General features: G+C 67.5%; 10 protein-coding genes. 2 read left to right on the forward strand and 8 right to left on the reverse strand.

Going from position 1 to position 6,870, the window contains the following annotated elements:
- The first annotated feature begins 71 nt into the window (after positions 1-71).
- Both trxB and trxA read left to right on the forward strand, forming a co-directional pair.
- Positions 72-1,055, forward strand: coding sequence for a thioredoxin-disulfide reductase (gene trxB / locus GEV26_RS17785; RefSeq protein ID WP_153654883.1), 984 nt, complete (start codon positions 72-74; stop codon positions 1,053-1,055).
- 49 nt (positions 1,056-1,104) lie between these two features.
- Entirely contained in the window at positions 1,105-1,437 is a 333-nt protein-coding gene (gene trxA, locus GEV26_RS17790) for a thioredoxin (protein ID WP_153654884.1), read from the forward strand.
- Between the two features lie 373 nt (positions 1,438-1,810).
- On the opposite strand, the gene GEV26_RS17795 is transcribed toward trxA, so the two are convergent.
- From GEV26_RS17795 to rpmH, 8 genes are all read right to left on the reverse strand, one after another.
- A complete protein-coding gene (locus tag GEV26_RS17795; RefSeq protein ID WP_153654885.1) occupies positions 1,811-2,701 on the reverse strand; it encodes a ParB/RepB/Spo0J family partition protein in 891 nt (296 codons plus the stop codon).
- On the reverse strand, positions 2,698-3,669 hold the full coding sequence (locus GEV26_RS17800; RefSeq protein WP_153654886.1) for a ParA family protein: 972 nt from the start codon (positions 3,667-3,669) through the stop codon (positions 2,698-2,700). Before GEV26_RS17800 ends, GEV26_RS17795 begins: the two co-directional genes overlap by 4 nt.
- A gap of 35 nt (positions 3,670-3,704) precedes the next feature.
- Positions 3,705-4,280, reverse strand: coding sequence for a 16S rRNA (guanine(527)-N(7))-methyltransferase RsmG (rsmG, locus tag GEV26_RS17805; protein ID WP_243838827.1), 576 nt, complete (start codon positions 4,278-4,280; stop codon positions 3,705-3,707).
- Positions 4,281-4,342: 62 nt separating this feature from the next.
- The gene (locus tag GEV26_RS17810; RefSeq protein WP_153654888.1) at positions 4,343-4,846 is read right to left on the reverse strand and encodes a Jag family protein; all 504 of its coding nucleotides are present in this window, start codon (positions 4,844-4,846) and stop codon (positions 4,343-4,345) included.
- A complete protein-coding gene (yidC, locus tag GEV26_RS17815; protein WP_153654889.1) occupies positions 4,843-5,919 on the reverse strand; it encodes a membrane protein insertase YidC in 1,077 nt (358 codons plus the stop codon). Before yidC ends, GEV26_RS17810 begins: the two co-directional genes overlap by 4 nt.
- On the reverse strand, positions 5,904-6,146 hold the full coding sequence (gene yidD, locus GEV26_RS17820; RefSeq protein ID WP_153654890.1) for a membrane protein insertion efficiency factor YidD: 243 nt from the start codon (positions 6,144-6,146) through the stop codon (positions 5,904-5,906). Before yidD ends, yidC begins: the two co-directional genes overlap by 16 nt.
- Before the next feature lie 13 nt (positions 6,147-6,159).
- Positions 6,160-6,555, reverse strand: a complete 396-nt coding sequence (gene rnpA, locus GEV26_RS17825; protein WP_279586749.1) for a ribonuclease P protein component — start codon at positions 6,553-6,555, stop codon at positions 6,160-6,162.
- The gene (rpmH, locus tag GEV26_RS17830; protein ID WP_056289702.1) at positions 6,515-6,652 is read right to left on the reverse strand and encodes a 50S ribosomal protein L34; all 138 of its coding nucleotides are present in this window, start codon (positions 6,650-6,652) and stop codon (positions 6,515-6,517) included. The genes rnpA and rpmH overlap by 41 nt, the downstream gene beginning before the upstream one ends.
- Between the last annotated feature and the right edge of the window lie 218 nt (positions 6,653-6,870).

A 6,870-nucleotide genomic window follows, 5' to 3' on the forward strand; every position in this document is an offset into this window, starting at 1 on the left:
CCGGGGAATGTCCAGCCCCTAGGATGGGTTGAGACTCACGTACTCCGCGACCATCCGTCAAAAGGCATTCCATGACTGACACCGTCCGCAACCTCATCATCATCGGCTCGGGCCCCTCGGGCTACACCGCGGCGATCTACGCCGCGCGGGCCAACCTCGAGCCGCTCGTGTTCGAGGGCTCGGTCACCGCCGGCGGCGCCCTGATGAACACGACCGACGTCGAGAACTTCCCGGGCTACCCCGACGGCATCATGGGTCCGGACCTCATGGACAAGCTGCGCGCCCAGGCCGAGCGCTTCGGCGCCGAGCTCGTCTCCGACGACGTCACCGCAGTCGACCTCAACGGCGAGATCAAGACCGTCACCCTGGGTGACGGCAGCACGTACCGCGCCAAGGCCGTCGTCCTGGCGATGGGATCGGGCTACCGCAAGCTCGGCATCGACGGCGAGGACCGGCTCTCGGGCCACGGCGTCAGCTGGTGCGCGACGTGTGACGGCTTCTTCTTCCGTGAGCAGAACATCGTCGTCGTGGGCGGCGGCGACTCGGCGCTGGAGGAGGCCAACTTCCTGACCCGCTTCGCGTCCAAGGTCACCCTGGTGCACCGGCGCGACGAGCTGCGTGGCTCCAAGATCATGCAGGACCGCACGCTGGCCAACGACAAGATCGAGATCGCCTGGAACTCCGAGGTCGCCGAGATCATCGGCGAGGACAAGCTCGAGGCGCTCACGCTCCGCGACACGGTCACCGGCGAGACCCGCCGTCTCGACGCGACCGGCCTGTTCATCGCGATCGGCCACGATCCGCGCTCGGAGCTGCTCACCGGCCAGGTCGACCTCGACGACGAGGGCTACGTCCTGGTCGAGCCCGGCTCGACCGCGACCAACGTCCCGGGCGTGTTCGCCGCGGGCGATCTGGTCGACCACACCTACCGTCAGGCCATCACGGCTGCCGGCACCGGTTGCTCCGCTGCCCTCGACGCCGAGCGCTACCTCGCCGACCGCGACTCGGCCGGCGAGCCCGCGACCGACGTCGCCATGGCCCAGTGGGCCGACTGACCCCTCCTACCACCCGCTGAACTCCACCACAGACCTGAAGGAGCAACACATGGCTGAATCCACCCTTGCCGCCGTCACCGACGCGGACTTCGCGGACCGCGTCCTCAACGCCGAGGGCCCCGTCCTCGTCGACTTCTGGGCCAGCTGGTGCGCACCGTGCCGCCAGCTCGCCCCGATCCTGGAGGAGATCGCCGCCGAGAAGGGCGACAAGCTCACGATCGTGAAGATGGACGCCGACGCCAACCCGGTCACCCCCGCGCAGTTCCGGGTCACCGGTCTGCCGACCATGAACCTGTACTACAAGGGCGAGGTCGTCCGCTCGATCGTGGGCGTCCGCCCCAAGAGCGCGATCCTCAAGGAGCTCGAGGAGCACACCGCGTAGCTCGCAACCCCACCGAAGAAGCCCGGCCCACCGCAAGGTGAGCCGGGCTTCTTCATATCACCATGTCCCCAAAGCACTTTGTCGACTTGTCGGCCCAGCCCGTCCGCCGGATTCCCAGGAGCACCTGGGAATCTGTCACCCCTACCAGGGCGCAACAGAGGAGACGTGACGGATTCCTGTCAGATGCGATGCGGCCCACCGGCCGACGTCAATTTGTCGGCCGCACCCCGAGCTGCCGGATTCCCAGGAGAACCTGGGAATCTGTCACCCCTACCAAGGCGCAACAGAGGAGGGGTGACGGGATTCCTGTCAGATGGGCTGCGGCCCGCGGTGGCGCCGCTCTATCGATTTGTCGACTTGTCGCCTCGTCGATTTAGGACTTCGCGGGATCCATCATCGACACGATGCGCTCCAGGTCCTCCAGGGTCGCGAACTCGACCGTGATCTTGCCCTTGGAGCGGCCGAGATCGACCTTCACCCGGGTGTCGTAGCGCTCGGACAGGCGGCTCGCCAGGTCTGCCAGACGGGGGGCGGACACCTTGGGCGACTGCCGGGACGCAGGACGCTTCGGATCGTCCGGACCCACCGTGACGATCTCCTCCAGGGCACGGACCGAGAGGCCCTCCGCCACCACCCGGGTGGCCAGACGGTCCTGGATCTCCGGATTCGCGACGCTCACCAGGGCACGTGCGTGGCCCGCAGACAGCACGCCGGCTGCCACGCGACGCTGGACAGTGGGGGTGAGCTTGAGCAGGCGGAGCGTGTTGCTGATCTGCGGCCGGGAGCGACCGATCCGGTCGGCCAGCTCCTCGTGGGTGCACCCGAAGTCCTCCAGGAGCTGCTGGTAGGCCGACGCCTCCTCCAAGGGGTTGAGCTGGGAGCGGTGCAGGTTCTCCAGCAAGGCGTCGCGCAGGAGGTCCTCGTCGGAGGTGTCCCTGACAATCGCACCGATGGTCTCCAGGCCGGCCTTGCCGGTCGCCCGCCACCGCCGCTCGCCCATGATGAGCTCATAGCGGTCCTTGGCGACCTCGCGCACGACGACCGGTTGGAGCAGCCCGACCTCCTTGATCGAGTGCACCAGCTCGGACATGTGGTCCTCGTCGAACACCTGACGCGGCTGGCGCGGGTTCGGGACGATCTGGTCCAGCGGGATCTCGGCGAACCGAGCACCCTCGATCTCCTGCAGCCCTGTGGCCTTGGCCTCGGCGGAGCTGGACGGGATGAGGGACTCGAGGCCTCGGCCCAGTCCACGGCGTGTGCTCATCGTGCCTTCGTTCCGGCCACCGCGATCTCGCGCGCGGCCTCGAGATAGGACAGCGCGCCCGAGGACGTGCTGTCGTACGTGATGACGGACTGCTGATAGCTCGGCGCCTCCGAGATGCGGACCGAGCGGGGGATCGGGGTGCTGATCACGATGTCACCGAAGTGGGAGCGGACCTCCTGCGCCACGCCGGCGGAAAGCCGGGTCCGTCCGTCGAACATCGTCAGCAGGATCGTGGTGATCTCGAGCTTGGGGTTCAGGTGGGATCGGATGAGGTCGATGTTGCGCACCAGCTGGCCCAGGCCCTCCAGCGCGTAGTACTCGCACTGGATCGGGATCAGCACCTCCCGGCCCGCCACCATCGCATTGACCGTCAGCAGTCCGAGCGAGGGAGGGCAGTCGATCAGGACGTAGTCGATGCGGTCCCCCGCCTGCTCCCGCGCACGCAGGTACGACTGCAGGGCGCGGTCGAGCCGCGACTCCCGGGCCACGAGCGACACCAGCTCGATCTCGGCACCCGCGAGGTCGATCGAGGCCGGCAGGACCGTGAGGCCCTCGATGTCAGGGCACGGCTGCACGAGCTCATGGAGGTCGGTGCCTTCGACGATCGCCTCGTAGACGCCCGGGGTGCCCTCGCTGTGCGGGATGTTCAGGGCCGTCGAGGCATTGCCCTGGGGGTCCAGGTCGACCACGAGGACCCGCAGGCCCTTCTGGGCCAGCGCGGCGGCCACGTTCACGGTGGTCGTCGTCTTGCCGACGCCGCCCTTCTGGTTCGCCACGACGAACACGCGCGTGTTGACAGGTCGGTCGAAGGTCGAGACCGCAGTCGCCCTGCGCAGCAGCGACACGTGCTCCTGCGCAGCAGCGGCCAGCGGAGTCGACTCGTCGTTGGACGGGACCGGGACGCTGTATGACGAGGCCGCGGTCGGTGCACCCGAGCGGCGGTCCGCCTGGCGGGGCTGATCGCTCATGCTGTCCCCCTTGCTCGTTTCACGTGAAACATCGCTCACTTGGTGATCTCGACGACGGTCGTCGGCACGTCGCCATTGTCGTACGTCGTGACCACGATAGACGTCGCGCCGAGCCGGTGGAGAGTCGCCGTCGCGGTGGAGACCTCCTCTGCAGCCGAACGCCCCTTCATCGCCAGAAGGACGCCACCGGGTCGCACCAGCGGCATGCACCAGCGGCCCAGCTTGTCGAGTCCGGCGACCGCACGAGCGGTCACCACGTCGTACGTCGCGTGGACCGCCTCCGCACGGGACCGCAGCACCTCGACGTTGTCGAGCCCCAGATCCGCGACGACCTCCTCCAAGAAGTTGGTGCGGCGCAACAGCGGCTCGATCAGCGTCATCTGGATGTCCGGGCGGGCGATGGCCCACACGAGCCCGGGCAGACCGGCCCCGGTGCCGACGTCGGCGACGGTAGCGCCCTGCGGCAGCCGTGGCGCCACGACGGCTGAGTTCATGATGTGGCGGTCCCAGATGCGGGGGACCTCCCGCGGGCCGATCAGGCCCCGGACCACACCGTCGGTCGCCAGCGTGTGGGCATAGCGCTCCGCCAGGTCGAGTCGGGAAGCAAACACCCCCGCCGCGTGCGGCGGGGGTGTTTCACGTGAAACATCGGGAGTCTCCGACATCGGTGCTGCTACTCCCCACCCTCGTCGGCCACGGCCGCCGCCTCGGCCGCTGCGCCGTGCACCACGACATACCGGTGCGGCTCAACGCCGTCGGACGAGCTCGCGAGCCCAGCAGCAGCAACGGCGTCGTGGACGACCTTGCGCTCGAACGGGTTCATCGGGTCCAGGGAGACCGAGGCCTCGCCGGCGTTGACCTTGTCGATCGCCTCACCGGCGATGGCCGCCAGCTCGGCCTTGCGAGCCGCACGGTAGCCGGCCACGTCGAGCATGAGGCGGCTGCGCTCGCCGGTCTCGCGGTACACCGCGAGGCGGGTCAGCTCCTGCAGGGCGTCCAGCACCTCACCGTCCCGGCCCACCAGGTGGTCGAGGTTGCCCCCGACCACGGCGACCGCGGCACGGTCGCCGTCGACGTCCATGTCGATGTCACCGTCGAGGTCGGCGATGTCCAGCAGCCCCTCGAGGAAGTCGGCGGCGATGTCGCCCTCGTTCTCGAGCTTCGACGCGTCACTCATGAGTGGCCGCCTTTCTTCGGGTTCTTGTTCTTGGTGGACGGTGGGTTCGCGGTGATGTCCGGCTTCTTCTTCGGCTGCTTGGCCGGAGCCTTCTGTCCCGCAGGCTTCTTGGTGGGGGACTTGGGCTGCTGCGCGGGCTTCTTGCGCTGGCTGCGCGGCTGGTTCTTCGGCTGGGCACGGGGGGCCGGCTTGGGCGCCTCGACGGGCTCGATCTTCATCGGGTCCTCGGCGACGGTCTTGCCACGCTTCCTGTCGCGCTCCTGCTTGGCCTTGAACGCCGGGGTTCCGGGCGCGGGGTTGTTGCGGATCACGTAGAACTGCTGGCCCATGGTCCAGAAGTTCGAGGTCGTCCAGTAGAAGAGGACACCGAGCGGGAAGGCCACGCCACCGACCGCGAAGACCACGGGGAGGATGTACAGCAGCATCTTCTGCTGCTGGGCGTACTGGCCCGTCATCGCGTCCGCGGGCATGTTCTTGCTCATGAGCTGTCGCTGCGTCGTGAACTGGGTCGCGCACATGATGAGCACCAGCGACATCGTGAGGATCTTCGTCTCGATCGCATCGCTCTTCAAGAAGGTGTCGGCAATCTGCGCCCCTAGCAGCTTTGCACCCTGCAGCTGCTCGGCGTTCTCCGCCGTCATGAAGCCGCGGGCGCCCTCGGCACCGTTACGAGCGGCCTGGTCGATGACCCGGAACAACGCGAAGAAGATCGGCATCTGCAGTATCAGCGGCAAGCACGAGGCGAACGGGTTGGTGCCCGTCTCCTTCCAGAGCTTCATCTGCTCTTGGGTGAGGCGCTCCCGGTCATGCTTGTATTTTTGCTGCAATGCCTTGATCTGCGGCTGCAACAGCTGCATGTTGCGGCTGGACTTGATCTGCTTGACGAACAGCGGGATCAGCAGAGTACGGATCGTGATCGTCAGACCGATGATCGACAGCACCCAGGTCCACCCGGAGTCACCAGACATCCCGAGGGTCTCGAAGATCTTGTGCCAGACCAGCAGGATCCCGGACACCGCGTAGTACAGCGGCGTCATGATCGCGCCACCGATGTCGCCTAGGAAGCCGAACATTCTTCTCCTCTGTGTGACTGCGGAACCGGGTCGTAACCGCCCGAGCTCCACGGATGGCATCGCAGGACGCGACGAACGGCGAGCCAGGTGCCGCGGAGGGCACCATGAGTCTCCACGGCCTGCAAAGCGTAGGCCGAACAGGTCGGATGGTACTTGCAGACCTGCCCGTACAGGGGACTGATCGCGAAGCGATACCCCTTCAGGAGCCAGATCAGCAGGGTCTTCATGGGCGCACGGACCTCATCGGGCACCCGCTCGCGCGAGTGCCGCGTCGAGGTGCTGGGCCAGGGTGGCCGAGCTGGAGCCGTTGGAGGCGGGCAGTGCACGTACGACAACGCGCGAGCCGGGGGGCAAGATGCCCACCCGCTCGCGCATGAGGTGCCGCAGCTGCCGCTTGACGCGGTTGCGGTCCACCGCCGAACCCACTGCCTTGCTCACGACGAAACCGACGGACGTGGGTCCGTCGGTCTCTGCAACGCTGGATCTGGGCAGGACATGGGTGACCAGCGTCGGCTGCACACCCTTGGCGCCACGACGGATCGTGCGCCGGAAGTCCTCCCCGCTGCGCATGCGTTGACTGCGCGCGAGCAACGGCTCAGGCAGACAGCTTGGCGCGACCCTTGCGGCGACGGTCACCGAGGATCGCGCGGCCGGCGCGGGTGCGCATGCGGAGACGGAAGCCGTGCTTCTTGGCGCGGCGACGGTTGTTCGGCTGGAAGGTGCGCTTGCTCACGATGCTGTCCTTAGTGACGTAAGAATCATGGTTCTCGGATGGGCCGGTCGACGGCCACCGCTCGCCCACGACCAGGGGTGTCATGGGCACGCGGCGGGAGTCGTTCTGGGACGACCACACAACGGTACGGGGGCACCAGACGCGGGTCAAACTGACTCCCTACGCCCCATTGTCCTCCCGGTCCAGACGACACGCCGAGAGCGGGGTGCGTGGCTGGG

The sequence above is a fragment of the Aeromicrobium yanjiei genome (genome assembly GCF_009649075.1).
GTDB classification, from domain to species: domain Bacteria; phylum Actinomycetota; class Actinomycetes; order Propionibacteriales; family Nocardioidaceae; genus Aeromicrobium; species Aeromicrobium yanjiei.